General features: G+C 68.7%; 25 protein-coding genes and 2 tRNA genes. 13 read left to right on the plus strand and 14 right to left on the minus strand.

Features of this window, described 5'->3' with window-relative positions; genetic code table 11:
- Positions 1-48 precede the first annotated feature (48 nt).
- A complete protein-coding gene (locus ABZ863_RS27960; RefSeq protein ID WP_358541499.1) occupies positions 49-2,355 on the plus strand; it encodes an FdhF/YdeP family oxidoreductase in 2,307 nt (768 codons plus the stop codon).
- Positions 2,356-2,497: 142 nt separating this feature from the next.
- On the opposite strand, the gene ABZ863_RS27965 is transcribed toward ABZ863_RS27960, so the two are convergent.
- From ABZ863_RS27965 to ABZ863_RS27975, 3 genes are all read right to left on the minus strand, one after another.
- Complete coding sequence (locus ABZ863_RS27965) at positions 2,498-5,029, minus strand: M14 family zinc carboxypeptidase (protein ID WP_358541502.1); 2,532 nt, start codon at positions 5,027-5,029, stop codon at positions 2,498-2,500.
- A 94-nt stretch (positions 5,030-5,123) separates the two neighbouring features.
- Positions 5,124-5,249 carry a hypothetical protein gene (locus ABZ863_RS27970; protein ID WP_358541504.1) on the minus strand — a complete coding sequence of 42 codons (126 nt, stop codon included), beginning with the start codon at positions 5,247-5,249 and terminating at the stop codon, positions 5,124-5,126.
- The gene (locus ABZ863_RS27975; protein WP_358541507.1) at positions 5,246-6,610 is read right to left on the minus strand and encodes an OFA family MFS transporter; all 1,365 of its coding nucleotides are present in this window, start codon (positions 6,608-6,610) and stop codon (positions 5,246-5,248) included. Before ABZ863_RS27975 ends, ABZ863_RS27970 begins: the two co-directional genes overlap by 4 nt.
- A 110-nt stretch (positions 6,611-6,720) precedes the next feature.
- Between ABZ863_RS27975 and fdhD the strand changes: the two genes are divergently transcribed.
- Together fdhD and ABZ863_RS27985 are read left to right on the plus strand one after the other, a co-directional pair.
- Positions 6,721-7,548: a formate dehydrogenase accessory sulfurtransferase FdhD gene (gene fdhD, locus ABZ863_RS27980; RefSeq protein WP_358541510.1), complete on the plus strand. Its 828-nt coding sequence runs from the start codon at positions 6,721-6,723 to the stop codon at positions 7,546-7,548.
- Between the two features lie 23 nt (positions 7,549-7,571).
- Positions 7,572-8,513, plus strand: a complete 942-nt coding sequence (locus tag ABZ863_RS27985; RefSeq protein WP_358541513.1) for an alpha/beta hydrolase-fold protein — start codon at positions 7,572-7,574, stop codon at positions 8,511-8,513.
- Here ABZ863_RS27985 and ABZ863_RS27990 read toward each other — a convergent pair.
- From ABZ863_RS27990 to nhaA, 7 genes are all read right to left on the minus strand, one after another.
- Positions 8,510-9,445 carry a sensor histidine kinase gene (locus ABZ863_RS27990; RefSeq protein WP_358541516.1) on the minus strand — a complete coding sequence of 312 codons (936 nt, stop codon included), beginning with the start codon at positions 9,443-9,445 and terminating at the stop codon, positions 8,510-8,512. The genes ABZ863_RS27985 and ABZ863_RS27990 overlap by 4 nt on opposite strands.
- 67 nt (positions 9,446-9,512) lie before the next feature.
- Entirely contained in the window at positions 9,513-9,857 is a 345-nt protein-coding gene (locus tag ABZ863_RS27995; RefSeq protein WP_358541519.1) for a hypothetical protein, read from the minus strand.
- 19 nt (positions 9,858-9,876) lie between these two features.
- A complete protein-coding gene (gene clpX, locus ABZ863_RS28000) occupies positions 9,877-11,172 on the minus strand; it encodes an ATP-dependent Clp protease ATP-binding subunit ClpX (protein WP_358541522.1) in 1,296 nt (431 codons plus the stop codon).
- Positions 11,173-11,422: 250 nt separating this feature from the next.
- Positions 11,423-12,052: an ATP-dependent Clp protease proteolytic subunit gene (locus ABZ863_RS28005; protein ID WP_358541525.1), complete on the minus strand. Its 630-nt coding sequence runs from the start codon at positions 12,050-12,052 to the stop codon at positions 11,423-11,425.
- Between the two features lie 26 nt (positions 12,053-12,078).
- Positions 12,079-12,687, minus strand: coding sequence for an ATP-dependent Clp protease proteolytic subunit (locus tag ABZ863_RS28010; RefSeq protein WP_358541528.1), 609 nt, complete (start codon positions 12,685-12,687; stop codon positions 12,079-12,081).
- Between the two features lie 107 nt (positions 12,688-12,794).
- A complete protein-coding gene (gene tig, locus ABZ863_RS28015; protein WP_358541531.1) occupies positions 12,795-14,192 on the minus strand; it encodes a trigger factor in 1,398 nt (465 codons plus the stop codon).
- Between the two features lie 141 nt (positions 14,193-14,333).
- Positions 14,334-15,671, minus strand: a complete 1,338-nt coding sequence (gene nhaA, locus ABZ863_RS28020; protein WP_358541533.1) for a Na+/H+ antiporter NhaA — start codon at positions 15,669-15,671, stop codon at positions 14,334-14,336.
- A 182-nt stretch (positions 15,672-15,853) separates the two neighbouring features.
- Here nhaA and ABZ863_RS28025 point away from each other — a divergent pair, with 182 nt between their 5' ends.
- Positions 15,854-17,278: an ammonium transporter gene (locus tag ABZ863_RS28025; protein WP_358541536.1), complete on the plus strand. Its 1,425-nt coding sequence runs from the start codon at positions 15,854-15,856 to the stop codon at positions 17,276-17,278.
- A gap of 4 nt (positions 17,279-17,282) precedes the next feature.
- Here the strand turns inward: ABZ863_RS28025 and ABZ863_RS28030 are convergent, their stop codons facing one another.
- Positions 17,283-17,567 carry a DUF3040 domain-containing protein gene (locus tag ABZ863_RS28030; protein WP_358541538.1) on the minus strand — a complete coding sequence of 95 codons (285 nt, stop codon included), beginning with the start codon at positions 17,565-17,567 and terminating at the stop codon, positions 17,283-17,285.
- 158 nt (positions 17,568-17,725) lie between these two features.
- Between ABZ863_RS28030 and ABZ863_RS28035 the strand changes: the two genes are divergently transcribed.
- The 8 genes from ABZ863_RS28035 to ABZ863_RS28070 all read left to right on the plus strand — a co-directional run bounded on the left by ABZ863_RS28035 (position 17,726) and on the right by ABZ863_RS28070 (position 25,595).
- Complete coding sequence (locus tag ABZ863_RS28035; protein WP_358541541.1) at positions 17,726-18,796, plus strand: histidine kinase; 1,071 nt, start codon at positions 17,726-17,728, stop codon at positions 18,794-18,796.
- Positions 18,793-19,578 (plus strand): LytTR family DNA-binding domain-containing protein, encoded by a 786-nt coding sequence (locus tag ABZ863_RS28040; protein WP_358541544.1) that lies wholly within the window; start codon positions 18,793-18,795, stop codon positions 19,576-19,578. The genes ABZ863_RS28035 and ABZ863_RS28040 overlap by 4 nt, the downstream gene beginning before the upstream one ends.
- Positions 19,575-19,922 (plus strand): hypothetical protein, encoded by a 348-nt coding sequence (locus ABZ863_RS28045; protein WP_358541547.1) that lies wholly within the window; start codon positions 19,575-19,577, stop codon positions 19,920-19,922. The genes ABZ863_RS28040 and ABZ863_RS28045 overlap by 4 nt, the downstream gene beginning before the upstream one ends.
- Positions 19,919-21,694 carry a cation acetate symporter gene (locus ABZ863_RS28050; RefSeq protein ID WP_358541550.1) on the plus strand — a complete coding sequence of 592 codons (1,776 nt, stop codon included), beginning with the start codon at positions 19,919-19,921 and terminating at the stop codon, positions 21,692-21,694. Before ABZ863_RS28045 ends, ABZ863_RS28050 begins: the two co-directional genes overlap by 4 nt.
- Before the next feature lie 76 nt (positions 21,695-21,770).
- The gene (locus ABZ863_RS28055) at positions 21,771-22,115 is read left to right on the plus strand and encodes a DUF485 domain-containing protein (RefSeq protein ID WP_358541553.1); all 345 of its coding nucleotides are present in this window, start codon (positions 21,771-21,773) and stop codon (positions 22,113-22,115) included.
- Positions 22,112-23,719 carry a cation acetate symporter gene (locus ABZ863_RS28060; RefSeq protein ID WP_358541555.1) on the plus strand — a complete coding sequence of 536 codons (1,608 nt, stop codon included), beginning with the start codon at positions 22,112-22,114 and terminating at the stop codon, positions 23,717-23,719. Before ABZ863_RS28055 ends, ABZ863_RS28060 begins: the two co-directional genes overlap by 4 nt.
- A gap of 72 nt (positions 23,720-23,791) precedes the next feature.
- Positions 23,792-25,003 carry a cysteine desulfurase-like protein gene (locus ABZ863_RS28065; protein WP_358541557.1) on the plus strand — a complete coding sequence of 404 codons (1,212 nt, stop codon included), beginning with the start codon at positions 23,792-23,794 and terminating at the stop codon, positions 25,001-25,003.
- A 49-nt stretch (positions 25,004-25,052) separates the two neighbouring features.
- A complete protein-coding gene (locus ABZ863_RS28070) occupies positions 25,053-25,595 on the plus strand; it encodes a hypothetical protein (RefSeq protein WP_358541559.1) in 543 nt (180 codons plus the stop codon).
- A gap of 9 nt (positions 25,596-25,604) precedes the next feature.
- Here ABZ863_RS28070 and ABZ863_RS28075 read toward each other — a convergent pair.
- Positions 25,605-25,678: transfer RNA gene (locus ABZ863_RS28075), tRNA-Gly, on the minus strand.
- 81 nt (positions 25,679-25,759) lie between these two features.
- Between ABZ863_RS28075 and ABZ863_RS28080 the strand changes: the two genes are divergently transcribed.
- Positions 25,760-25,833, plus strand: a tRNA-Pro gene (locus ABZ863_RS28080).
- A gap of 48 nt (positions 25,834-25,881) precedes the next feature.
- Here the strand turns inward: ABZ863_RS28080 and ABZ863_RS28085 are convergent.
- Complete coding sequence (locus ABZ863_RS28085; protein ID WP_358541562.1) at positions 25,882-26,451, minus strand: hypothetical protein; 570 nt, start codon at positions 26,449-26,451, stop codon at positions 25,882-25,884.
- A complete protein-coding gene (locus tag ABZ863_RS28090) occupies positions 26,448-26,594 on the minus strand; it encodes a hypothetical protein (RefSeq protein ID WP_358541564.1) in 147 nt (48 codons plus the stop codon). Before ABZ863_RS28090 ends, ABZ863_RS28085 begins: the two co-directional genes overlap by 4 nt.
- Positions 26,595-26,626: the final 32 nt, after the last annotated feature.

Consider the following 26,626-nt stretch of genomic DNA (forward strand, 5'->3'; position numbering starts at 1 on the left):
AGGGCCAGGACGGCGCCAACGGCTGCGACCCCGGCGAACAATGGCGGCGTGGCACGCAACGCACCGCATGAGGACATCGACGAAGACCGGATCCGGGTCGGCAAGCCGAAGGAGTGGGCTGCCGGTATCCCGGGCGTCGCAGTGTCACTGTGGCGTGGCTGGGAGCAGATGGGCACCGGCCGCACCGTACGCACGCTGCGCCTGCTCAACCAGCAGGAAGGCTACGACTGCCCTGGCTGCGCGTGGCCGGAACCACGGGAGACCGACGGCGAGCACCGCAAGCTCGCCGAGTTCTGTGAGAACGGCGCCAAAGCCGTCGCCGAGGAGGCGACCACCCGGCGCATCGGCCCTGAGTTCTTCGCCGAGCACTCGATCACCGAGCTGGCGGACAAGACCGACTACTGGCTGGGCCAGCAGGGCCGCCTGACGCACCCCATGGTGCTGCGCGAGGGGGCAACGCACTACGAGCCCATCTCGTGGGACGAGGCGTTCCAGCTCACCGCGCGCACGCTGCGTGAGCTGGACAGTCCCGACGAGGCGATGTTCTACACCTCCGGCCGCACGAGCAACGAGGCCGCATTCGTCTACCAGCTGCTGGTCCGCGCCTTCGGCACCAACAACCTGCCCGACTGCAGCAACATGTGCCATGAGTCCTCCGGTGCGGCGCTGTCGCAGGCCACGGGCATCGGCAAGGGCACCGTCACGCTGGCCGACCTGCACCACGCCGACCTGATCGTCGTGATCGGACAGAACCCCGGCACGAACCATCCGCGCATGCTCTCCGCGCTGGAGCAGGCGAAGGCGAACGGCGCGAAGGTCATCGCGGTCAACCCGCTGCCCGAAGCCGGGCTGCTGCGGTTCAAGAACCCGCAGAACGTCCGCGGTGTCGCCGGCAAGGGCAGCGCGCTGGCCGACGAGTTCTGCCAGATCAAGCTCGGTGGTGACCTGGCGCTGTTCCAGGCGATCGGGCATCTCCTGCTGTCGTGGGAGGACGCGGCGCCGGGCACGGTGCTCGACACGGATTTCATCGAGAGCTCCACGCACGACTTCGCCGACTACGAAAAGCAGGTGCGCGCGCTCGACTGGTCCCAGGTGGACGAGGCCACCGGCTTGTCCAGGGAGCAGATCGCCAAGGTCGCCGGCATGATCGCCGAGTCGAAGCGCACCATCTACTGCTGGGCGATGGGACTCACGCAGCACGCCCACTCCGTGCCGACCATCGCCGAGGTCGCCAACGTCGCACTGCTGCGGGGCATGATCGGCAAGCCGGGGGCAGGGTTGTGCCCGGTGCGCGGACACTCGAACGTGCAGGGCGACCGCACGATGGGTATCTGGGAGAAGATGCCGGAGCCGTTCCTGGCCGCGCTGGAGTCCGAGTTCGGCATTCCCGTTCCACGCAAGCACGGCTACGACGTCGTCGATTCCATCCGCGCTATGCGGGACGGCCGTGGCACGGTGTTCTTCGCCGTCGGCGGCAACTTCGCCTCCGCCACCCCGGACACCGAGCTGACCGAGCGCGCGCTGCGCTCGTGCGAGCTGACGGTCCACGTGTCGACGAAGCTCAACCGCTCGCACGTGGTGCATGGACGGACGGCGCTGATCCTGCCGACGCTGGGCCGCACGGAACGCGACGTGCAGGCCGGTGGCGAGCAGTTCGTGACCGTCGAGGACTCGATGTCGGCGGTGCACGCCTCCCGTGGGCGGCTCCGCCCTGCGAGTGACCACCTGCTCTCGGAGGTCGCGATCCTGTGCCGGCTCGCGCGTGCCCTCTTCGGTGACGACCACGCCGTGCCGTGGCAGGCCTTCGAGTCCGACTACGACGAGATCCGTGAGCGCATCGCCCGGGTCGTCCCCGGCTGCACGGACTACAACGCACGGGTACGCGAGCCCGATGGCTTCGTGCTGCCCAACCCGCCCCGGGACAGCAGGCAGTTCACCGGAACGCTCACCGGCAAGGCGATGTTCGGGGTCAGTGAGCTGGAGTACCCGACCGCGCCGCGGGGCAGGCTGCTGCTGCAGACCCTGCGCAGCCACGACCAGTACAACACCACGATCTACGGCCTGTCCGACCGCTACCGCGGGGTCGAGGACGGCCGCCGGGTGGTGTTCGTGAACCCGGCGGATCTCACCGAGCTCGGGATCCCCGACGGCGAGCTCGTGGACCTGGTGTCGGAGTGGTCCGACCACGAGCGTCGGGCCGAGCGCTTCCGGGTGGTGGGCTACCCGACCGCGCGCGGCTGCGCGGCGGCGTACTTCCCGGAGGCCAACGCGCTGGTACCGCTCGACTCCGTAGCCCGTACCTCCAACACCCCCACCTCCAAGGCCATCGTCGTCCGCCTCGAACAGCGCGGTTAACGCTCCCCAAGGCCACCTTGGTTGCAGGAATCAAACACTGCGGCGCGAAGCGTCTCGGTTTGGGCGGTGGTGGGAGACGGGTGGGCGCAACCAAGGTGGCCTTGGGGGACAATTCAGCTCCGTTCGCGCCTGGCCACGCCGCTTACCCTGCTGCTGTCCAGTACAGCGCCTTGCCTACCTGTGCGAACAGGCCCTTCGGGTGGCCACGGAACAGCGGTTCGGTACCGAACAGGACGGTGCGCGTGCCCGCCCCGGTCACGCCGGACACCACGGCGGCCTGCCCCGCGGCCTGCTCGGGACCGTTGCCGCTGCTCGCGGGCAGCCAGTGCCCCGCGACGAGCGGGTTTCCGGTGCCGTAGCGCTGCTCGGCGACGACACCCTCACCGAGACCCGTGAACCACAGCGGTGAGTACACGAACGCGTGCCCCGGCGAGCCTGCGCCGAGCAGGTCACCATCATTTGACACCGTCACCACGCCGTTGGCATCGGACCGTCCCGCGACCGCCGTCACCGGCAGGAGCCCGGCGGCGGCGTTGAATGCGGCGCCGCCCGAGCCGCGGGTGACCACACCACCCTCGGTCAGGAACGCCGTGAGGCGCTGGCGTGCCTGTTCGGTCAGCTGCCCGTAGGACAGCCCCGTCGAGACGAGCAGTGTGTCCACTGTGGTCAGATCGAAGCCGTCGTTGAGGGCCTGCGTGGACACCGGACGGACGTCGAACCCGAGCTCCCGCAGCACGAACAGCTCGTCGGACGCCGCTGCGGCCGCGATCACCGGCTTGTGCAGGAGCGTGCCGGGTGGCCGGGCGGGCGCCGCGGTGAAGCGAACGCCGAACCGCTCGGCGGCCGTGGCCGCCTGCCGCCGGGCCGAGGCGGGTAGCACGACGGTGCCGTCGTCGTTGCGGTACACGGCGACACCCTGCTCCAGCAGGAGGTTCACCGCCTGGATCTCCTTGCCATCGGTGAGCGCGAGCGCCAGGTCGGCCCCGGCCGGAGCGGCCACCGCACCGGTGGGCGATGCGACCGTGACCGCAGTGGTCCGGACCTCCGGTGCAGCCGTCCGCGACGCGTCGACCGTCGCGCCCCACAGCAGCCCGTGACTCCACCCGGAGATGTCGTACATCCTCGGCACGTCGGCGGAGATGTCCTTGCCCTCGGCGAGGATCACATTCGCCAGTCCCCGCTTGGGCTGGTGCATGTCCACGACGTAGGAGCCCGCGGGGTAGCCGCGGCCCGCCAGCTGGAACGGCTTCTCGGCACGGGTGACCCGGACATCGTTGGCGATCAGGTGATCCACCAGCCGCGCGGCCGCGGTGGCCGAACGCTGTGCACTGCCGGCCGGGATGACGTAGGCGCGCGGGAACTCGACCGAGTAGCGGTCCTCCTCGCCGAAGCCGGGGACGTAGCCGTCGGGGATGTCGCGCTGCGCTTCCCCGGTCCAGCCGCGGCGGAACGTCTCGATCTGGTCGGCGATCAGCTCACGCCGGTTCGTGTCGGTGTAGTCGATGCTGGCGTTGATCGTGGTCTCGGCGACAGCGGTGTTGATGCCGGAGCGGCGCCGGAGCTCCTCGACCGGCAGGTTGGTGTAGTCCGACCGGTTCACCCGCAGCGGCACCTCCACCGTGTGCGCGACCGCGCCGTGGTAGATCGCGTACATCGGGGTGAAGATCGGCGGCCAGTCGTCCCACTCACCCGGCGGGAAGTCCCGGAACGGGATGTCCGCGCGTGCGGTCTCCGGGTAGCCCAGGTCACCGATCGCCTTCTCCATGCCGAGGGCGTTGGCGTAGGCGTGCTTGATGTAGAGGTCGTACTCGTAGTTCTGGCCGTGCGGCGGCGTGCCCGGCTCGATGAGCGTGGTGCCGGTGTAGCCGTGTTCGTCGAGCATCACCAGCGGCTGTGTCTCGATCACCACGTCGCGCACCGCGCGCGACTCCGGCTGGGTCGAGGTGATGTGGTCGCGGTTGACGTCGAAACCGGCGGCGTTGGCCCGGGTGCCGGCAACGCGGCCGTCCGGGTTGTTGGTCACGGTGAAGTAGATCCGGGTGCGCTCGAGCAGCCGCACATCGGCGGGATCGCTGCTGGTGGCCAGCTCCTCGATGACGCGCATGGCACCGTCGGTGCCTTCCCACTCGTCACCGTGGATGTTCGCGTTGATCCAGATCGGCGCCTTGTACTCACGGGCGAGCCGCTGGTCCTTCGCCGCGGCACGGGGGTTGTTCTCGATGAGCTCGCGCCAGCGGTCCTGTTGCCTGGCCTGCCCGGGGTTCTCCGGCGCGGTGACCGTCACCAGGTACAGGTCGCGCCCGAGCGTGCTCCGGCCGATCACCTCGGCCGACACCCGGTTGCTACGCGCCTGCAGGTCGTTGAGCGCGGGCGCGATGTCGTGGTACGGCATGAGGCCCAGCTTGATCGCCTTGTCGCTGGGGTCCTCGGCGAACACGCGCAGCTGGGTGCGACGGGGGTAGCCCTGCTGGTCGCCGCCCTGGCGGTTCTCGCCGGTGGCGGCGACCAGCGCGCGGGAAGCCGTGGCGGTGGCCGCGGCCGTGCGCTCGGCACCGTTCCCAGGGTCGCGGTGGGCCGAGGGATGCTTGGCCTGGGCTGGGAGGGTGAGCATCGGGAGTACCAGCGCCAGCACGAGAACGATCAGAACTCGATGAGCCGACCGCGGACGAACCACACGAACCTCCCAGCCTGGACAACGCGGGCTAGTCTTTCGGTTCGCTAACGACTTGGCAAGATCCGAGCTGTTACCGCCTGGTTAACGCCTCCGGTCAGCCACCGAAGAGCTGCGCGACCTTGCGTACCAGCTCGTACAACCCGTAGGCGAACGGCAGCGCCACCCACAACCAGACCAGCACCAGCAACGGGGTCCGGCGCACCGGCCGTGTCTCGCTCACCGGGTCTCCTTCCGCGACAGGGCCGGCGTGTCGGCAACCGGTTCATGGAACCGTGCGTGGACCGGGCGCACCAGCTCGTTGGCGACGAAACCGGCGATCAGCAGGCCCATCATGATGAACAGCGACGTCGTGTACAGCGCGGGACCTTCCCTGCCCGCGGCTTCCTGACTGTCGGCGATGGCGTTGACGATGAGCGGGCCGAGCACGCCCGCGGTCGACCAGGCGGTGAGCAGCCGGCCGTGGATGGCGCCGACCTGGTAGGTCCCGAAGAGGTCCTTCAGGTACGCGGGAATGGTGGCGAACCCACCGCCGTAGAACGACAGGATCACCATGGCGCAGAGCACGAACACGATCTTCGAGGTGTTCGTGGTGAGCGCGATGACCAGGTACAGCAGCGCGCCCACCCCGAGGTAGAGCCGGTAGATGTTGCGCCGGCCGAGAATGTCCGATGTGGACGACCACACGAAGCGGCCGAGCATGTTGGTCAGCGACAGCAGTGCCACGAAACCAGCCGCCGCGGCGGTGCCGACCGGTGCCGAGGTGTCGCGGAAGAACTCCGTGATCATCGGCGCGGCCTTCTCCAGGATGCCGATGCCCGCTGTGACGTTGAAGCAGAGGATCACCCACAGCAGCCAGAACTGCGGTGTCCTGATGGCGTTACGCGCCGAGACGTTGGCCGTGGTGATCATGGAGTTGCCGTTCTGGGCACGCGGCGCGTACCCGGCGGGGCGCCAGCCGGCGGCCGGCACGCGGATGAGCAGCACACCCATCGACATGAACACCGCGTAGACCAGACCATGCACCAGAAACGTCGTCGCGATGCCACCGGTGCTGGTGCCGAAGGACGCCAGCATCTGGCTCGACCACGGTGAAGCGATCAGCGCGCCACCGCCGAAGCCCATGATCGCGATCCCGGTGGCCATGCCCGGCCGGTCGGGGAACCATTTGATCAGCGTCGACACCGGCGAGATGTACCCGATCCCGAGGCCTACACCACCGACCACGCCGTAGCCGAGCACCACGAGCCAGTACTGCGACAGCGCCACGCCCAGCGCGGAGATCAGGAAGCCGGACGAGAAGCAGGTCATCGAGACGAACATGGCCCAGCGTGGCCCGTTGCGCTCGACGAGCGTGCCGCCGAACGCCGCGGACAGGCCCAGCATGACGATGCCCAGCTGGAACGGCAGCGCGCTCTGGGTGCCGGACAGGCCGAGCGTCTCCTCCAGCGGGGGCTTGAACACGCTCCAGGCGTAGACCTGGCCGATCGCCAGGTGCACGGACAACGCGGCCGGGGGCACCAGCCACCGGCTCCAGTTCGATGGTGCGATGCTGTGAGAGCGGTCGAGGAAACCGAAAGCCACGCGGGGACCTCCGTACACTGAATACTGTCGACCTACGCGCGGGCAATCTATTACACAAACGCCGCGAGCGCAGCAGAATGCTGTCGAACGTCTGGGCTGGAGTGATACCCATGGGCCGAGTCACCGTACGCAAGCCGGTGCGCATGCTCACCGCACACGGCACGCGCCGCAGGCCGGACGCGCTGGCGGCCGAGGAACCGCTGGAGCTGCGCGTCTCCGGCAAGGCACTGGCGGTCACCATGCGCACGCCGGGACACGATGTCGAGCTCGCGCACGGCTTCCTGCTGTCGGAGGGCGTCATAGCCGCGCGGGAGGACATTGCCGCCGCCCGCTACTGCGACAGCGTCGACGACACCGGCCGTAACACCTACAACGTGCTCGACCTCGCGCTGGCCGAGGGCGTCCCCGCCCCCGAAACCGGCGTGGAACGGAACTTCTACACCACGTCCTCGTGCGGCGTCTGCGGCAAGGCGGCGCTCGACGCGGTGAAACTGCGCACGCGCTTCGATCCCTCCGGCTCGCCGTTCTCCGTCACCACGCAGACCCTGGCCGGGTTGCCCGATGCCCTGCGTGAGCAGCAGCGGGTGTTCGCCGCGACCGGCGGGCTGCATGCCGCCGGCCTGTTCACCTCCGACGGAACGCTGCTCGCCGTCCGCGAGGACGTCGGCAGGCACAACGCGGTGGACAAGGTGCTCGGCTGGGCCGTGCTCGCGGGCCGGGTACCGCTGCTGGACTGCGGGCTGCTGGTGTCCGGCCGCGCGTCCTTCGAGCTCGTCCAGAAGGCCGCCATGGCGGGGGTGCCGTTGCTCGCCGCCGTCTCGGCGCCGTCGTCGCTTGCGGTGGAACTGGCGGAGGAGAACGGCATCACCCTTATCGGCTTTCTTCGTGGCCACAGCATGAACCTTTACAGCGGGGAGAAGCGAATCGTGGAAGGCTGAGCGCACAGGCGAAAGGGGGATGCGTGCCGGTAGCGCACGATGGTGCGACAACGCGACAACGACGCGGACCGAGCAGGCGGACCATCCTCCTGGCCGGTGCCGCCGGCGGTGTCGGCGCCGCCGCAGCCGCCACGGTTGCCGCGCTCAGCGACTCGCCCTCCACCCCGGGTTACGCCCTGCGCCGGTCCGCGAGCTCACCCGTTCCCGCCGTGCTCGCGGGGCCTGGCGTCACCCGGGTCGAGCGGGTCTACTCCCATGCCCGCGGTCGCCACGTCAACCTCGTGCTCGTCCTGCCGGTCCACGCACCACCACAGGGCATGCCGATGTCGCTGCTGCTGCACGGGCTCGGCGGTTCGGCGCGGAGCGCCCCGGCCGACGGCCTGGAGAGCAGGCTCAGCGCACAGGTGACCTCGCTGGAGGTGCCGCCGTTCGGTTTCATCGCCGTCGACGGCGGCGACAACTACTGGCACGAGCACCAGCGCGGTGACGACCCCATGGCGATGCTGCTCGACGAGGTACCGGCCTGGCTGCTGGAGCGCGGTCTCGGCGGGCAGGACGGCACACCGTTCGCCGCCACGGGAACGTCCATGGGTGGCTTCGGGGCCTTCGTCTATGCCCGGCGGCAGCGCGAGCGGGGTATCGAGCTGAACGCGATCGCCGCGATCTCGCCCGCGTTCATGACGTCCTGGACCGAGGCGCACCGGCGCAAGGCCTTCCGCAACGAGACGGACTGGACATCGCTGGATCCGCTGCGCCACCTGCAGGCGACGCGCGGAATACCCACCGCCGTCTGGTGTGGTGATCAGGACCGGTTCATCACGGGCGTCCGCGAGTTCATCCAGCTCACCCGTCCCGAGGTGGGCTATACCGGGCCGGGCAGGCACAACGGGGCATTCTTCCGCAGCACGGTGCCGGGACTGGTGGCCTTCCTCGGCAAGCACGCGCCAGGGGCCACGTCGAGCTAGTCCGTTCGCACGTGTAGCCGTGTCACGGTCCCGCCCGGACCGTAATAGGTACGGACCAGATCGGCGACACAGTTGACCAGCAGCAGGCCGCGGCCACCAACCTGCCCTGGTGAGGCGGGGCGGCGCCCGGCGAGCGGATCGGTGACGCGGCCGGCGTCCGTGACCTCACAGATCACCTCGTCGTGGTTCGACCACACTCGCAGCACGCCCGAGCCACCACCGTGCTGCACACTGTTGCTCGTGAGCTCGCCGACCGCGAGCGCCAGGTCGTCGAGTCGGTCACCTTTGAGACCGGCCGTCTTGGCGAGGTCGACCGCGAACCGCCGTGCCCTGGCGAGGCCGTCGAGGGCGAAGGCCATCGCCGCCGCCTCCGGCGGCGCGACGAGCGGCACGTTGGCGGTGGCCAGGACGTCATCGGGTGCGTACCGGCTACTCAACTGCCTGCCAACGCCGTCCACCAACACCGGGTGAGTTGCCTCCGCATCGGCGAGCACGGGCTGCGGCAGGCGGGCGTCGTAGGGGCACAGGACGGTGGTGCCTGCCCGTCCGGCGAACGCGACGTTGATCAGTGCCTCGTGTTGCACGCAGGCCAGGTACTCGGCGGCGGTACGACCCGCCCAGATGGGCTCGCCGACGAGCCGCAGCGGGCCGGGATGCGTATCCGCGAACGCGCTCAGCACACCGGGGATGATCCGTCCGGGGTTGCGTCCGGCCACGGCCATGTCGATCAGCCGCACCTCGGCCGCGGACGTGCCCAGCGCGTCCTGGATGCGGTCGAGGTTCTCCCCCGGAACGGCGACCGCGACGGGTTCACCCGCGGCGAGTCCGTCCAGCACGAACGGTACGGTGCCGGCCAGGTAAGCGCGCTCATCGCGGTAGAAGAGGGTCTCGTGGGAGAACCCGCCGTTGTCCGGCTCCCCGCTCGCTGTCACAACCGTGCCTTCTTCGGTCGACCGCCTACCCGTGTGGGCTATCCACCGGCGACCCGCCGCAAACCCCTTAGCTGAGGATGCGGCCGATGGCGGAGGCGACCCAGAAGCCGATGGCGACCGTGACGGCATAGAAGGTCACCCAGCCGAGAAGCTGCCGCTCCCCCGCTGACGTGCGGGCACGCCATGCGCCGAGTGCGGCGAGGCCGAACGGGGCCAGCGGAAGCAGGGGCCATGCCGAGAACCGGGTGATCGTGGCCGCGAGACACACGGCGACGAGCACGGACAGGACGATCAGGAATACCAGGTGGACCCGGGGGTTGCGCAACCGGAGCAGCGCGACCAGCCGTGTCGCGGCATCACCGAGTTCAGGGGCGCCGCCTCCCGGCGTGCCGGGGTGCGAGGTGGTGCTCATGCGCAACCGTCAGCGGGCCTCACGCCGACTTCTCGCCGCGCTCGCTGCGCTGCCTGCGAGACGGCTGGCGCGAGACGATGGTCGGGTTCACGTTCTCCCGCACCGTCTGCTCGGTGATGACGACCTTCGCCACGTCATCCCTGCTGGGGATGTCGTACATCACCGGCTGAAGGACCTCTTCCATGATCGCGCGCAGGCCGCGGGCTCCGGTGCCCCGCAGGAGCGCCTGGTCGGCGATCGCCTCCAGCGCGGTCCTGGTGAACTCCAGCTCGACGCCGTCCATCTCGAACAGCTTCTTGTACTGCTTGGTCAGCGCGTTGCGGGGTTCGGTGAGGATCCGCACGAGCGAGGACTTGTCCAGGTTGGTCACGCTCGCGACCACCGGGAGCCGGCCGATGAACTCCGGGATCAACCCGAACTTGATCAGGTCCTCGGGCATCGTGTCGGAGTAGACGTCGCTCTCCTCGATCTCCCGCTTGGTGCGGATCTCGGAGCCGAAACCGATGCCGCGCTTGCCGATCCGGTCATTGATGATCTTCTCGAGCCCCGCGAACGCACCCGCCACGATGAACAGCACGTTCGTCGTGTCGATCTGGATGAACTCCTGGTGCGGATGCTTGCGCCCGCCCTGGGGCGGCACGGACGCGGTGGTGCCCTCGAGGATCTTCAGCAGGGCCTGCTGCACGCCCTCGCCGGAGACGTCGCGGGTGATCGACGGGTTCTCCGACTTGCGGGCGATCTTGTCGACCTCGTCGATGTAGATGATGCCGGTCTCGGCGCGCTTGACGTCGTAGTCGGCGGCCTGGATCAGCTTCAGCAGGATGTTCTCGACGTCCTCGCCGACGTAGCCGGCCTCGGTCAGCGCCGTGGCGTCCGCGATCGCGAAGGGTACGTTGAGCAGCTTGGCCAGCGTCTGCGCCAGGTAGGTCTTGCCGCAGCCGGTGGGGCCGAGCATCAGGATGTTGGACTTCGCGAGCTCGACGGGCTCGTCCTTGGAGTCCTTGGGCCCGGACTTGCCCTCCGACTGGATGCGCTTGTAGTGGTTGTACACCGCGACCGCGAGCGTGCGCTTCGCATCGTCCTGGCCGATGATGTACTGCTCGAGGAACTCATGGATCTCTGCGGGTTTCGGCAGTTCATCGAGCTTGACGTCGCCGGCCTCGGCCAGCTCCTCCTCGATGATCTCGTTGCACAGCTCGATGCACTCATCGCAGATGTACACGCCGGGTCCGGCGATGAGCTTCTTCACCTGTTTCTGGCTCTTCCCGCAGAAAGAACACTTCAGCAGGTCTCCGCCGTCGCCGATCCGTGCCATGACCGCTGACCTCGTCCCCTCCGGTGCTACCAGCCGCACCTACTCGTCTCGCCCGCCCGCTCCACGGAGCGGGACAGCGACGCTGCCACTGACGGTACCTGCCCGACGCGCCCGGCGGGAGAACCAACGGAAATTCCGGACGCGCGGGCCACCCTAGCCCGAGGACCGGGTGCCTCGCCGGTGGCGACACGCACCCGGCCCCAACTCGGCTCGTCGCGATGGCCGCCTTCGGCGCCATCGCACGGGGGCATCAGCCCTCGCCGGAGGCCTTCCGGTACGGCAGCACCTGGTCGATGATGCCGTACTCGAGTGCCTGCTCGGCGGTGAGGATCTTGTCGCGCTCGACGTCGGCGCGGACCTCTTCCTCGGTCTTGCCGGTGTGCTTGGCCAGTGTGCTCTCCATCAGCCTGCGCACCCGCTGGATCTCGGCGGCCTGGATCTCCAGGTCCGACACCTGGCCGTAGGTGCCCTCGGTGGCCGGCTGGTGGATCAGCACCCTGGCGTTGGGCAGCGCGAGCCGCTTGCCCTTGGTGCCTGCCGCGAGCAGCACCGCGGCCGCGGACGCGGCCTGGCCGAGCACGACCGTCTGGATGTCCGGCCGGACGAACTGCATGGTGTCGTAGATCGCCATCAGCGCGGTGAACGAACCACCGGGCGAGTTGATGTAGATCGTGATGTCGCGGTCCGGGTCCTCGTGCTCGAGGTGCAGCAGCTGGGCCATCACGTCATTGGCCGACGCGTCGTCGACCTGGACGCCGAGCATGATCTGCCGCTCTTCGTACAGCTTGTTGTAGGGGTTGGACTCTTTCACCCCGTAGCTGGTGCGCTCGACGTACGAGGGCAGGATGTACCGGGACTGCGGAAGCTGGAAGTTGCTCATGGGGTCTTGTCTCCTACCGTGCCCGGTCAGTTGTTCGAGTTCGGGTGCGGGTTCTCGCGAGTCAGCACCTGGTCCACGAAGCCGTACTCACGGGCTTCCTCGGCGGTGAACCAGCGGTCCCGGTCGCCGTCGGCGAGGATCTGCTCGACCGTCTGCCCCGTCTGCTCCGCGGTGATGCGCGCCAGCTCCTGCTTCCACTTGCCGAACACCTCAGCCTGGATGGCGATGTCGGAGGCGGTACCACCCACGCCCGCCGACGGCTGGTGCATGAGGATACGAGCGTGCTGCAGGGCGTAGCGCTTCCCGGGCACCCCCGAGGACAGCAGGAACTGCCCCATCGAAGCAGCCATGCCCATCGCGTAGGTCGCGACGTCCGGCTCGATGAGCTGCATCGTGTCGTAGATCGCGAAGCCCGCGGTCACGGAACCGCCGGGCGAGTTGATGTAGAAACGGATGTCGGACTGGGAGTCCTCCGCGGCGAGCAGCAACAGCTGCGCGGTGATGCGGTTGGCTACCTCGTCATTGACCTCGGAGCCGAGCACCACGATGCGCTCCTGGAGCAGCCGCTCGTACACCGAGTCGGTCAGGTTGAGCCCCGCGGTGCTGGTGCGCCCCTCGGGCATGTGCTGCGTCACGTCTGCCTGCCTTTTCACAAGTCTCAGATCTTGTAACCGACCCTAACGAACTCGGGCGGCGTCGAAGGCCCGACACCGCCCGAGTTCGCTCAGAGCATGAGAAAGGGTCACTTGTCCGGAGTCGTGGCCGTCTCGTCCGTGGCCTCGGTCTCGCCTGCGGACTCCGCAGGAGCCTCGTCCGTTTCCTCGGTGCCGAACAGCTCGTCCAGGTCCACGGCCGCGCCGGAGCCGTCGGTCACCGTGGCCTCGCGCACGATGGACGCCAGCGCCTTGCCGCGGCGCACGTCGGCGAAGATCGCGCCGAGCTGGCCCGACTGCTGGGCACGCTGCACGTACTCGTCCGGGCTGACGCCGAAGCGCTGCGCCTGGTAGATGATCCGCTCGGTCAGCTCGGCGTCGTTGACCGACACCTCACGCTCGTCGGCGACCGTGTCGAGCAGCAGCTGCGTACGTACCGACTTCTCGGCCTCGGTGCGCACCTCGTTGTCCCACTCCTCGGGGTTGCCGCCCTGCGCCTCGAGGGAACGCTTGAACGCCTCCTCGTCGTGGTCGAACGGGTGGATGGCGTCGTGCTTGCGGTTGTCGATCTCGGCCTGGAGGACCTTCTCCGGGATCGGCACCTCGACCCGCTCCAGCAGCGCGTCCATGACCTTGTCCCTGGCCTCCACGCCCTGCTGCATGCGCTTCACCCTGGTGAGCCGCTCGCGCAGGTCCGTCTTCAGCTCCTCCAGCGTGTCGAATTCGCTGGCGAGCTGGGCGAACTCGTCGTCGGCCTCCGGCAGCTCACGCTCCTTGATCGTGTTGACCGTGACGGCCACCTCGGCGTCCTTGCCGGCATACTCGCCGGCGACCAGCTTGGTGGTGAACGTCTTGGTCTCGCCTTCGGTCGCGCCGATGATCGCCTCGTCGATCCCGTCGACGAGCTGGCCGGAGCCGATCTCGTAGGACAGGCCGGAGGTCGCGGCGTCGGCCACCTCCTCACCCTCCACCGTGGCGGCGAGGTCGATGGACACGAAGTCGCCGTTCTCGGCAGGCCGCTCCACACCCTTGAGGGTGCCGAAGCGGGCACGCAGCTCGTCGAGCTGCTCGTCGACCTCGGCGTCGGTGAGCTCGACGTCGTCCACGGTCACCGTGATGTCGCTGAGGTCCGGCAGCGTGATCTCCGGGCGCACGTCGACCTCGGCGGTGAACTCCAGCACCTCGCGGTCCTCGAGCTTGGTGACCTCGAAGTCGGGCTGGCCGAGCGTGCGGACCTCACCGGTCCGGACGGCCTCCAGGTACTTCGCCGGGATGACCTCGTTGACGACCTCATCGAGCACCGGGGCACGGCCGATCCGGCTCTCGAGAACGCGGGCCGGGGCCTTCCCCGGGCGGAAGCCGGGGATGCGGACCTGCTGAGCGATCTTGCGGTAGGCGCGGTCGAAGTTCGGTTTGAGCTCGTCGAACGGCACCTCGACATTGATCTTCACGCGTGTCGGGCTCAGCTGCTCGACGGTGCTCTTCAACGTTTTCTCCTAGCCGGGACAGGTATCGGTTCTGGGATTCGGTCCGCCGACCGCAGGTCAGGAGGGGACCGATGTCCGAGTCTAGGCCAGCGGGCCGGGTCGGCGACCACGGGTCCCACGGCATCGCCGACAGCGCCCACCTCACGGCTGGTTCTGCGCGCCTGCTTGCGAGTCCGTGCCCGCGGCCGTGTCCTCCTCCTGGTAGACGTCGGGGATGCCATCGGCGTTCTCGTCCCGGGTCTCCTCCTCGGAGATCCGGCGGTAGACACGGTTGCGCAGGCGCAGCACGACGGTCGCGATCAGCGCCGCGAGCAGCGAGCCGCAGAGGATCGCGAGCTTGACGTGCTCCTCGCGGCCGGAGCCCGAGCCGAAGGCGAGCTCGCCGACGAGCAGCGACACGGTGAAGCCGATGCCGCCGAGCACGGCCATACCGAAGACGTCGATCCAGGCGAGCTCACCGTCGAGCTCCGCTCGGGTGAAGCGGGCCATGAGGTAGGTCGAGCCGAGGATGCCGATGACCTTGCCCAGTACCAGTCCGGCGATGATGCCGATCGCGACCCGGTCGCCGAGTGCCGCACCGAAACCGTCCAGCCCCCCGATGGTCACGCCCGCCGCGAGGAACGCGAAGATCGGCACGGCGATCCCGGCCGACACCGGGCGCCAGCGGTGCTCGAAGTGCTCGGCGAGCCCGGCGGACTCACCCTCCCGCTTGCGTGCGGGCACCGCGAAGCCGAGTGCCACACCGGCGACGGTCGCGTGCACGCCGGAGGCGTGCAGCAGTGCCCAGGCCGTGACGGCGAGCGGGATGAGCAGCCACCACGAACGCACCCGCCGCTGTACCAGCAGCGCGAACACGGCCAGCGGCACCAGGAACAGCAGCAGCGGCAGGACGGAGAGCTCGTCGGTGTAGAAGACCGCGATGATGAGGATCGCCACCAGGTCGTCGACGACGGCCAGCGTGAGCAGGAAGGTGCGCAGTGCCGAGGGCAGGTGGCGGCCTACGACGGCGAGGACAGCCACCGCGAAGGCGATGTCGGTGGCGGTCGGCACTGCCCAGCCGCGGAGGGCTTCGGTGTCACCCCAGTTGATCGCGGCGTAGATGACAGCAGGCATGGCGACCCCGCCCAGCGCGGCGACCACCGGGACGGCCGCCCGCCGCGGATCGCGCAGGTCGCCGACGACGAACTCACGTTTGAGCTCCAGCCCCACGACGAAGAAGAAGATCGCGAGCAGCCCGTCCGCCGCCCAGGCCGACACGCTCAGGTTCAGGTGGAGCGCGGCGGGGCCGATGGTCAGCTCGCGCAGCGAGGTGTAAGCGGCCGACCATGGGGAGTTGGCCCACACCAGCGCCAGCACCGCACCGGCCAGGAGCAGCATCCCGCCGACGGTCTCCTGGCGCAGGATGTCGGTGACCTGCTTCCACTCGGCCCAGGACGAGCGTCGGAAGAGTCGCGGGCGCGCTGAGGTGGAAGAGCTCACGGCAGGATTTTAGGCGCCGGATCTGCGTCGTCGGCGACAGAACGCCGCCTCGGCCTGACCGGCGCAGCCACCCCCGTAGCGCCGATGTAACTCGGCTTAACGTGCCCGTAATCGAACCTGCGCACACTCGGAATCATTCCCCTGAATTGTGAAATGGATCACAGCGAAAGGGGGTGGGGGTCGTGTCTCCTTACCCTCCCTGGCTCAGCGCGGGTGACAACGCCTGGCAGCTCATCGCGGCCACTCTCGTCGGACTGATGAGCATTCCGGGAATCGCCGTCCTTTATGCCGGAATAGTCCAGCGGAAATGGGCGGTGAACACCATGCTGATGGCGTTCACCGGTTTTTCACTCGTGCTACTGGTGTGGGTGCTGTGGGGCTTCAACATGGGGTTCGGGTATCCGTTGCACCTCGGCCCCGGAGTGCTCGGCTCGTTCATCGGCCAGCCGCGGACGCTGCTCGGCGACAACACTCAGCAGCAGGCCGTCATCCCCCTGCTGTCCGGGCTCATACCCGAGTTCAGGTTCTCGCAGACGACACTGGCCTACTTCCAGTTCGTCTTCGCCGCCATCACGCCGCTGCTCTTCCTCGGCAGCGTGGTCGGCCGCATCAACTTCCGGGTCTGGCTGCTGTTCGTGCCGCTGTGGTCGACGCTGGCCTACTCGGTCAACGCGTTCCTGCTGTGGGGCGGCGGCTGGTGGGCCCAGCAGGGCGCACTGGACTACAGCGGCGGTTACGTCATCCACCTCGCCGCCGGTACCTCGGGCTTCGTTGCTGCAGCGGTGATCGGGCCGCGGCTGGCCAGGGACCGGCAGCGTGCCGTGCCCAACAACCTGCCGCTCGCGGCCGTCGGCGCCGGGGTGTTGTGGCTTGGCTGGAACGGGTTCAACGGCGGTGACCCGTACTTCGCGGGCGCGGATGCGTCCACGGCTGTGATCAATACGAACCTCGCCACGGCGACCGCCCTGCTGGCCTGGCTGATCATGGATCTGAGCTTCGGGGTCGACCACAAACCGAACTTCCTCGGCTCGATCAACGGCATGATCACCGGCCTGGTCGCCATCACGCCCGCCGCCGGGTACGTCAACGGACTCGGCGCTCTGCTGATCGGCCTGATCGCCTCGGTGCTGGTCTGGCTCTCGTGGAACAAACTGGGCAAAACGAAACTGTTCAGGCGGGTCGATGACGCGCTCGGCGTTTTCCACACCCACGGGGTGGCGGGATTGTGCGGCGGATTGCTGGTGGGCTTGTTCGCCAATCCGAACATTATCGTCTACCCCGGCAGTGCCGGGGCACCCGCTGTATCGTATTCCGGCCTTTTCTACGGTCATCCCAAACAATTACTCATACAGGCCGGTGCCGCACTGACCGTCATTGTGTGGGATGCCCTGATCACATTCCTGATCCTGCGGTTCCTCGGGCTGTTCATGAAACTGCGCGCACCGAACGAGGTGCTGGAAACCGGTGACCTCGCGGTGCACGACGAGGAGGCCTACCCGGCCAGCACCGTCATCACGAGGCCCGCGCGGCTCGCACCGCCCGGCCAGGCCACGCCGACGGCACCATCCCCGCCGGAGCCGGCAGCCGACCGGAAAGCACCGGGCTAGCTGGTCAGCGCAGCCTGCGCAGCCACAGCCGCCAGATGATCAGCGTAGGCACGACGACTGCGAGCACGATGCCGCAGCTCCAGACCGCGGGAGCGGACAACTCGGCACCGATCGCGATGACCGCGAGGCCGATCACGAAGAGCACGAGCATGCTGACGACAGCGAGCCCGACCCGGGAGAAACCGAGCGGGCTCAGCTTCGCAAGGCGCTGTGCGAGCTGCGGATCGTCCTTGGTCAGCCGCTGCTCGATCTCAGCCAGTTGCCTCTGCTCTTCGTCTCGAAGCGCCATACGGCATCACCAAGGCCATTATGTGCGCGCCGTCGCTCTGCGCACAGCCCGCCCACAGCGAATTCGCTGAATTGGACCTCTGCAGTTCTGTCTGGCCTTCACGGTGGGTGGTCGAGCCCGATAGATTCACGTACCCGTCGCCGACGCTGGGAGCTCACATGTCCGTGCCTGCCGAGGACGAACTCGGCCGGGGACCGCTGTGGTCGCGACGGCTTCGGGATCCGGCCGGGATCCTCGAACTGGCCAGGCACGTGTCCGACGACCTGGCCGACGGGCTGTCCGCGCCGAGGACCCGGGCCGCGGCAAGAGGAATCCGGCGGCTGCTGGCGGCGGACGGCGTCGGCCTCGCGGACCTCTCGGCCGGCATGGTGGTCGCCGGGACGCTGCCGCGCGACGTCGACACAGCCGCCATGATCGAGGAGGTGCTGCACACCGAGAACCGGTGCCGGCGTGCGGAGGTGGTGGCCGAGCCGCTGATCGTGCACGACGAACTCGCCGGCGTGCTGGTGGTGGCCGGCACCGCACGGGTGACTGCGCTGCGCGAGGTGGCTCATCTGATCGTGGCCGCATTGGAACGCGGCCTGCTGGAGGAGTCCGCGGAGCAGGCCGCCGAGGCCGAGCTGCGGGCGTTGCGGGCGGAGATCTCCCCGCACTTCGTCTACAACGCGCTCACCGTGATCGCAGGCCTGGTGCGCCCCGACCCGGCCCGTTCGCGTGAGCTGTTGCTCGACTTCGCCGACTACATCCGCTACAGCCTCGCCAGCCACGGCGAGTACACGACGGTCGCCGACGAGTTCCATGCGATCGAGACCTACCTCGCCCTGCAGCGGGCCGTGCTCAGCGAGCGGCTGCGCGTGCAGATCCGGGTCGCGCCGGAAGTGCTCGCGGTGTCCATTCCCTATCTCGTGCTGCAGCCGATCGTGGAGAACGCCGTGCGCCACGGCGTCGAGCGGCAGCCGAGTGGCGGAACCGTACAGGTGCTCGGCGAGGCGGAGGGAGCCGACTGCGTGATCAGCGTGGAGGACGACGGCTCCGGCATGGACCCGGCGAAGGCGCGGGCGCTGCTTGCCGGCGACGGCGAGTCCACGAGCATGGGACTCGCCAATGTCGACCGGCGGCTGCGTAACGTGTACGGACCGTGGTTCGGCCTGGTCGTGGAGACGGCGGAGGGCGCGGGCACGCGGGTGATCGTGCGTGTGCCGAGGTTCCAGCCCGGGGTGATGCCGTGAACGGGAAACCGGCCGTGCGGACCGGATTGCGTGTGCTGGCCGTCGACGATGTTCCGGCGGCGCTCGACGATCTGTGCAACCTGCTCCGTGAGGCACCCGAGGTCGCCGACGTCACCGCGGCCGGCGACCCGCTGTCGGCACTGAAGCTGATCCAGAACGGCCGGTTCGACGCGGTGTTCCTGGACATCTCGATGCCCGGCCTGGACGGTCTGGAGTTCGGTTCGCTGCTGCGCAAACTCGCCGAGCCGCCGGTGATCGTCTTCGTGACCGCTTTCGACGAGCACGCCGTCGCGGCCTTCGGCATCGGCGCGGTGGACTACCTGCTCAAACCGGTGCGCGCCGAGCGGCTTGCCGAGGCGCTCGCGCGGGTCGCACGCATCGCGCCGGCCGGGGAACCGCCCCGCACCGGCAGCACGCCCGACGCGCTGGCCGCCCTGCCCATCGAGTCGGGTGGCCGGACACGCTACGTGCGGCGCCAGGACGTGCAGTTCGTCGAGGCACACGGCGACTACGTGCGGCTGCATGCCCGGTCCGGAGTGCACCTGGTACGGATGCCCATCTCCCGCCTCGAGGAGTACTGGGAGAGCGCGGGGTTCGTCCGCACGCACCGCGGTTTCCTGGTGGCGCTGGGCGCGGTCCGCGAGCTGCGCAGCGACTCGGTGGGCGGCCTGCTCGCCCACACCGATCTCGGCGACGTGCCGGTGAGCCGACGGCACGCCCGCGAGCTGCGGGAACGGCTGCTGCGGGCCGCGCAGCGAGGCGAGCTCGAGCAGCGCACGTGAGCCCGCATCGCAGGGTCACGGTGACCAGCCCGCAGACCCGGCTGGCGCACGCGCGGCGGCGCTACCGCGGTCGCTGGCGGCCGACCACGCTCGACCCCGCCGAGGCGCCACGGGCGGTCGCGCTGTACCGCGTGCAGCTGCGCTGGGCGATCGTCACGCTCGTGCTGCTGTTCGCACTGATCTTCGGACTTCCGCTGCTGCTGGCGGCCTGGCCCGCGCTGGACGAGGTACGCCTGCTCGGAATCCCGATGTCGTGGCTGGCGATGGTCGTGGTGCCCTTCCCGGCGATGGTGGCACTCGCCTTCTGGCACCTGCGCCGCGCCGAGCGGGCGGAGGAGAAGTGATCGTCGCCTTCGCCGTCGCGCCCGTCGTGCTGGTCACTCTGCTGATCGGGCTACGCGGGGTGGCGGCGATGCGCACGACCTCGGATTTCCTGGTGGCCTCCCGCCGGGTGTCACCGCTGCTGAACTCGGCGGCGGTGTCCGGGGAGTACCTGTCCGCTGCGTCGTTCCTCGGGGTGGCCGGGCTCGTGGTGAAGGACGGCATCGGCTCGCTGTGGTACCCGGTGGGATTCACCGCGGGCTACATCGCGATGCTCGCGCTCGTCGCCGCCCCGATGCGCCGCTCGGGCGCGCTCACGGTGCCGGACTTCGCCGAAGCACGCCTGGGCTCGCCGGCACTGCGCAGACTCGCGGCGGTGGTCGTGCTCGTGATCGGTGTGCTGTATCTGGTGCCGCAGTTCCGCACGGCCGGTCTCGTGCTGAGCGTCGTCAGCGGCACGCCGTACTGGGTGGGCGTGGCCATCTCGGGCGCGGCGGTGAGTACCACGCTCGCGCTCGGCGGCATGCGAGCGGCCACCTATGTGCAGGCGTTCCAGTTCGTGTTCAAGCTGGTGCTGTTCATCGTGCCGGCGATCTGGCTGCTGGTCGAGGCCGGGCCGGCGGTGCGCGAGCAGGCGGTACGGCCGGTGGAGTTCACCCATTTCACGGACCAGACCACCGTGGTGTTCCGTGTCGGCACGCTGCTCGATGTGCCTGCGGGCGCCGCGGTGGTCGAGCCGGACGGCGATACCCGGCCCCTTCCGGAGGGCGAGTGGGCGGTGCCTGCCGGGAGCACCGTGGTGTTCGAGGGTGGCAGCCGTGTGCCCGAGCTGCGCGGCGAAGCGGCGCCAGGTGCGGCGGGCTGGGAGCGCCCGTTGCTGGATCTGGGTGATCACGGGTATCCGTTGCTGGCGACGTGCGCGGTACTCGTCGCCACGATGCTCGGCACGATGGGACTGCCACACGTGATCATGCGATTCCACACCAGCCCCGACGGCCGAGCCGCGCGGCGCACGGCCGCGCTGACGGTCGCCCTGCTGAGCGTGTTCTACCTCTTCCCCGGTATCTATGGCGTGCTCGGCAGCGTGCTCGTGCCGCAGCTGTACCTCTCCGGCGCGACCGACAGCGCGGTGGTGGCGTTGCCGGCACAGGTCGACGACGGCTCCACGGGGACCCTGTTCACCGGGTTGCTCACCGCGGGCGCGTTCGCGGCGTTCCTGGCGACCTCGCTCGGGCTCCTGCTCGTGGTGTCCGGCGCGATCTCGCACGACCTCGTGCCAGGCGGTCTGCGGCAGCTGCGTGTGGCCGTCGTCGGTTCGGCACTGATGGTGGTCCTGCTCGCGCTTCCGGCAGCCCGTTTCGATGCCGGCACGCTCGTGACCTGGGGTTTCACAGTGGCCGCCTCGACCTTCTGCCCACTTCTGGTGCTGGGCATCTGGTGGCGGAGGCTGACGGCGCCCGGCGCGATCGCCGGCGTCGCGGTGGGGTTGATCGCCTCGGTGGGCGCGTTCGGGGTCAGCGTGCTGGAGCCGCCGGTGGAGGGTTGGCTGGCGATCCTGCTGGTACAGCCGGCGCCCTGGTCGGTGCCGCTGGCCTTCGTCGTGATGATCGGCGTGTCACTCGTCGGCAGGCCTGCACCGTGGTCGGCGGCCGCGATGCTCCGGCTGCACCTGCATGAGCACCGGCGGCCGGTGTTCGACGACCGCACGACGGGCGCACGTGATCTAGGCCACTCATCGTGGACAACCCGCCGTTCGTCTGCCGTTCGTCGCATCACCCGCCGGTTGGTCCGCTGACGATTCCGACATTTCGGTTCGCCCTCCTAGTGTGGCGCGCAGCACTCCCCCCGTGCCCTGTGACGAGGAGGTCACCGTGAGTACCACCGAGCCCGCGACTCATCCGCCTGGGCCGGAGACCTGGGCGGAGGTCCACTCCAGCGCCGACTTCCAGCGGCTGCGCAAGCGGCTGCGCAACTTCGTTTTCCCGATGACCGTGCTGTTCCTCGCCTGGTACCTGCTGTACGTGGTGCTGGCGGACTACGCGCACGGCTTCATGTCCACCACGGTCGTCGGCAACATCAACATTGGCCTGATCTTCGGGTTGCTGCAGTTCGTGTCGACGTTCGTCATCACGGCGCTGTACGTGCGCTACGCCAACCGCAAGCTCGACCCGATCGCCGACCAGCTCCGTGAGGACATCGAGGGAGGCGAGAAATGACCGAACTCGCGCAGGGGGTCGAAGGCGGCAGCCCGGCTCTGAACATCAGCATCTTCGCACTGTTCGTCGTCGTGACGCTCGTGATCGTGTTCCGCGCGTCCCGCAACACCAGGACCGCGTCGGACTACTACGCGGCAGGCCGGGCGTTCACCGGGCCGCAGAACGGCACCGCGATCGCCGGTGACTACCTGTCGGCGGCCTCGTTCCTCGGCATCGCAGGCGCCATCGCCGTGTACGGCTACGACGGCTTCCTGTACTCGATCGGGTTCCTGGTGGCCTGGTTGGTCGCGCTGTTGCTGGTCGCCGAGCTGCTGCGCAACACCGGCAAGTTCACGATGGGCGACGTACTGGCGTTCCGGATGCGGCAGCGCCCGGTGCGCGCCGCGGCGGCGACGTCCACGCTGGCCGTGTCGTTCTTCTACCTGCTCGCGCAGATGGCGGGTGCCGGTGGCCTCGTGTCTCTGCTGCTCGGCATCGACACCGATGCGGGGCAGGCCGTGGTGATCGCGGTGGTCGGCATCGTGATGATCACCTACGTGCTGGTCGGCGGCATGAAGGGCACCACCTGGGTACAGATCATCAAGGCCGCCCTGCTGATCGCGGGCGCGTTCGGGATGACCGTGTGGGTGCTGGGCCGCTACGGGTTCAACCTCTCCGAGTTGCTGGGCGCGGCGTCGGAGCGTGCGGGTGGCGACGGCGCGCTGCTCAACCCGGGCGAACGCTACGGCGCCAGCAGCACCACACAGCTGGACTTCCTGTCGCTGGGCATCGCGCTGGTGCTCGGCACGGCGGGCCTGCCGCACGTGCTGATGCGCTTCTACACGGTTCCCACGGCGAAGGAAGCCCGCCGGTCGGTGGTGTGGGCGATCGTGCTGATCGGCCTGTTCTACCTGTTCACGCTGGCGCTCGGGTACGGTGCCGCGGCGATCGTCGGCTCTGACACGATCAGCAACGCACCCGGTGGTGAGAACTCCGCCGCGCCGTTGCTGGCCGAGGCGCTGGGCGGGCCGCTGTTGCTCGGCTTCATCGCGGCTGTCGCGTTCGCGACGATCCTCGCGGTGGTGGCCGGCCTGACGATCACGGCGTCGGCGTCGTTCGCCCATGACGTCTACGCGAACGTCATCAAGAGGGGCAAGGTCGACAGCAAGAACAGCGAGGTCCGGGTCGCAAGGATCACCGCGTGCGTCATCGGCGCGATCGCGATCATCGGCGGCATCCTCGCCAAGGACCAGAACGTGGCGTTCCTCGTGGCGCTGGCGTTCGCGGTCGCGGCCTCGGCCAACCTGCCGACGATCCTGTACTCACTGTTCTGGAAGCGGTTCAACACCTCCGGTGCGCTGTGGTCGATCTACGGCGGGCTGGCCGTGACGATCGTGCTGATCGTCTTCTCCCCCGCCGTGTCCGGCACGGAGAGGTCGATGTTCACCGGTGTCGACTTCCACTTGTTCCCGTTGTCGAACCCGGGCCTGGTGTCCATCCCGGTGTCGTTCTTCCTCGGCTGGCTCGGCACCGTGCTGTCCAAAGAGCACATGGAGGACAAGTACCAGGAGATGGAGGTCCGCGCGCTCACCGGAGCCGGCGCAGAGAAGGCGACCACGCACTGACCCATACGGGCGCCCTGCCTGCGTTGAACGCGGGCAGGGCGCCCCTCACTGCTGCGCGGCATACTCGTCGGCATGGCCTATGACGTGGCGGAGATCCGCAAGCACTTCCCTGCGCTGGCGGAAGGTGCGGCGCATTTCGACGGACCTGGCGGGTCGCAGGTCCCGGCCGTGGTGGGCGAGGCCGTCGGGCAGGCGTTGTGCGCGGCGATCGCCAACCGCGGTTCGGTGACCACCGCCGAACGCCGTGCCGACGGGATCGTGCGCAACGCCCGGCAGGCAGCCGCGGACCTGGTCGGCGGAGTCGCCGAAGGTGTCGTCTTCGGACGCAGCATGACCCAGCTGACCTACGATTTCGCCCGCACGCTCGCCAAAGACTGGCAACCCGGCGACGAGGTGATCGTCACCAGGCTCGATCACGATGCCAACATCCGGCCCTGGGTGCAGGCCGCCGAGGCGCGCGGGGCCACGGTCCGCTGGGCCGGTTTCGACGCCACCACCGGCGAGCTGGCCGTGGACGACGTCGCCGCGCTGCTGACCGAGCGCACGCGGCTCGTTGCCGTCACCGCTGCGTCGAACCTGCTGGGCACCAGGCCCGATGTCCGTGCGATCACCGATCGGGCGCACGCCGTCGGCGCCCTCTGCTACGTCGATGGCGTGCACCTCACCCCGCATGAGCTGGTCGACCTGGCGGAGTTCGGCGCGGATTTCTACGCGTGCTCGCCGTACAAGTTCTTCGGTCCCCACCTCGGCTTGGTCGCGGCGAACCCCGCACTGCTGGAAACGCTGCGGCCGGACAAGCTCCTGCCATCGACCGACACTGTGCCCGAGCGCTTCGAGCTCGGCACGTTGCCGTACGAGCTGCTGGCCGGCACGACCACCGCCATCGACTTCCTCGCGGACCTGGTTCCCGGTCCAGGTGCCCGTCGAGAACGGCTTGCCCGCTCGCTGCGGGCGGTGGGCGAACACGAGGACGCACTGGCGCGGCGTCTGGAGGATGGTCTGCGACAGATTCCCGGTGTGGCGCAGTATGGTTCCCCGGCCCGCCGCCGCACGCCGACTGTGCTGTTCTCGGTTGTCGGCGTGGCGTCGGCGACGGTCTACGCCAAGCTCGGCGAACGCGGCGTCAACGCACCGGCAGGTACCTTCTACGCGCTGGAGTGCTCCCGCTGGATCGGGCTCGGCGACACCGGAGCACTGCGCGCAGGCATCGCGCCGTACACCACGGAGTCCGAAGTGGACCGGTTGGTCACCGAGGTCGAGCGGATCGCCGGGGCCGCACGCTGATGTCCACTTCGGACAAGGTTGGGTGTCGTTATGTTGACAGGAGTTTCAGTTGCCGCAGCACACCGGCGTCGTCACGTTGCCAGTTGACTCCGTTGGCCAGCCGGGCAACCTGCCGCGCCATTGTTCACGGCATGGCCTGTCCGCTGTCCTGCAGAAGGACTTCGTCCTCCAGCCAAAGGTGAAGATCGAGGGCAACCGGTTTACGCAGGTGAGTGGCCGGGGCGTTCTTGGGATGGCCGAACGGCTGGATCAGTATCGAAAAAAGGTGCGCGTCGCTGACATCAAGGGCTGGCCTCTCTGTCAGAAATGCACCCGGACCAGGGCATTATGGTTGACCGTCGCGTCCGCCATGTTCTTCGGCGGGTTGGCGGCCTTCGTGGGCTCGCTGATTGCGGCCGCAGTCACCGACGGCATGCAGTGGCTGGCCACCGTGGCCGTCGCCGGTTTCGCGCTGATGCCGCTTGCCGCCGTGCCGTTCACGATGGGGAGCCTGCCTCGGCTGACCCGCGCGAGGACCTCTCCTGACGGCACCTCGGTGATTATCGAGAGCCCCAGTCATGCCTTCACAGCGGAGCTGTCGTCGGACCGTTAACGGTTGTTCTGGAGCGGGCGACGGGAATCGAACCCGCACCACCAGTTTGGAAGACTGGGGCTCTACCATTGAGCTACGCCCGCATGCGATTGGTGACCAGCCGCGTGGGTAGTGTAGCGGTACACGCTAAGGTGGTTGCACACCGCCCGGGCGTGGGCGGGCAACGGGGTGTGGCGCAGCTTGGTAGCGCATTCGCTTTGGGAGCGAAGGGTCGCAGGTTCAAATCCTGTCACCCCGACTGTGAGGCTCTGGCCTGCGACTTTCGTGAACGTGCGAAGGTCGCGGGTCAGCGAAGGTGATCTCGCCGTAGCTCGGCAACCACGCGGCGGGCCAGGTCGAGCAGCGGCTCGAACGGTTCGAGGACGTCGGCGTCGAGCGCAGTACGCGGCGGGTCTGTTACGTCTTCCAGATCAATCGCGGCCTGAACCATCCAACACCGAAGCAGATCAATTCCGCCCGGAATCCGGACGTGCTGATGCCCGAAGCGGACGAGCTGCATGTCCGTTGCGCAGGTGGCGAGTAGATTCGCCGCCACGGCCAGCTCCTGACTCGGCACACTGTGCGGGTGGTCGAGGCGTTCGGAAAACCTCACAGGTCCTCTACCGACGGGCTGCTGTACCCGTTCATCGAGCCAGCGCGGGCGCAGCGTCGGGGTGTCGATAACGCAGCCATCGAGCTCGGCGGCCCGAGCGAGGAAGTCTGTACTGAGCGCACCCAGGGCCTGTCCGATCTGCCGCAGACGCGCCGCCCGAAGCTCGCCGCCGTCCTGGCTGAGCATGAGTTCGCTGACCACGACACCGAACTTCGTGTTGACGGCCGCCGCCCGGGCAAGTAGCTCGCGGTCGCGTTTGATCATCGGTGGCGCGCGATCAGTCTGTTGCGCTCGTCGTCGGCGTGGTCGCCGCCGTCGGGCGGCAGTTCGAATACCAGCACGTCCGCGATCGGTGCGTCTCCGTGCAGGTCGACCTGCACGCCGTTCGGTGTATATCGCCAGCTCATCGGACCCCCAACAGCAACTGGTCAAGACAAGC

This window comes from Saccharomonospora sp. NPDC046836 (assembly GCF_040645195.1).
GTDB lineage: Bacteria > Actinomycetota > Actinomycetes > Mycobacteriales > Pseudonocardiaceae > Prauserella_A.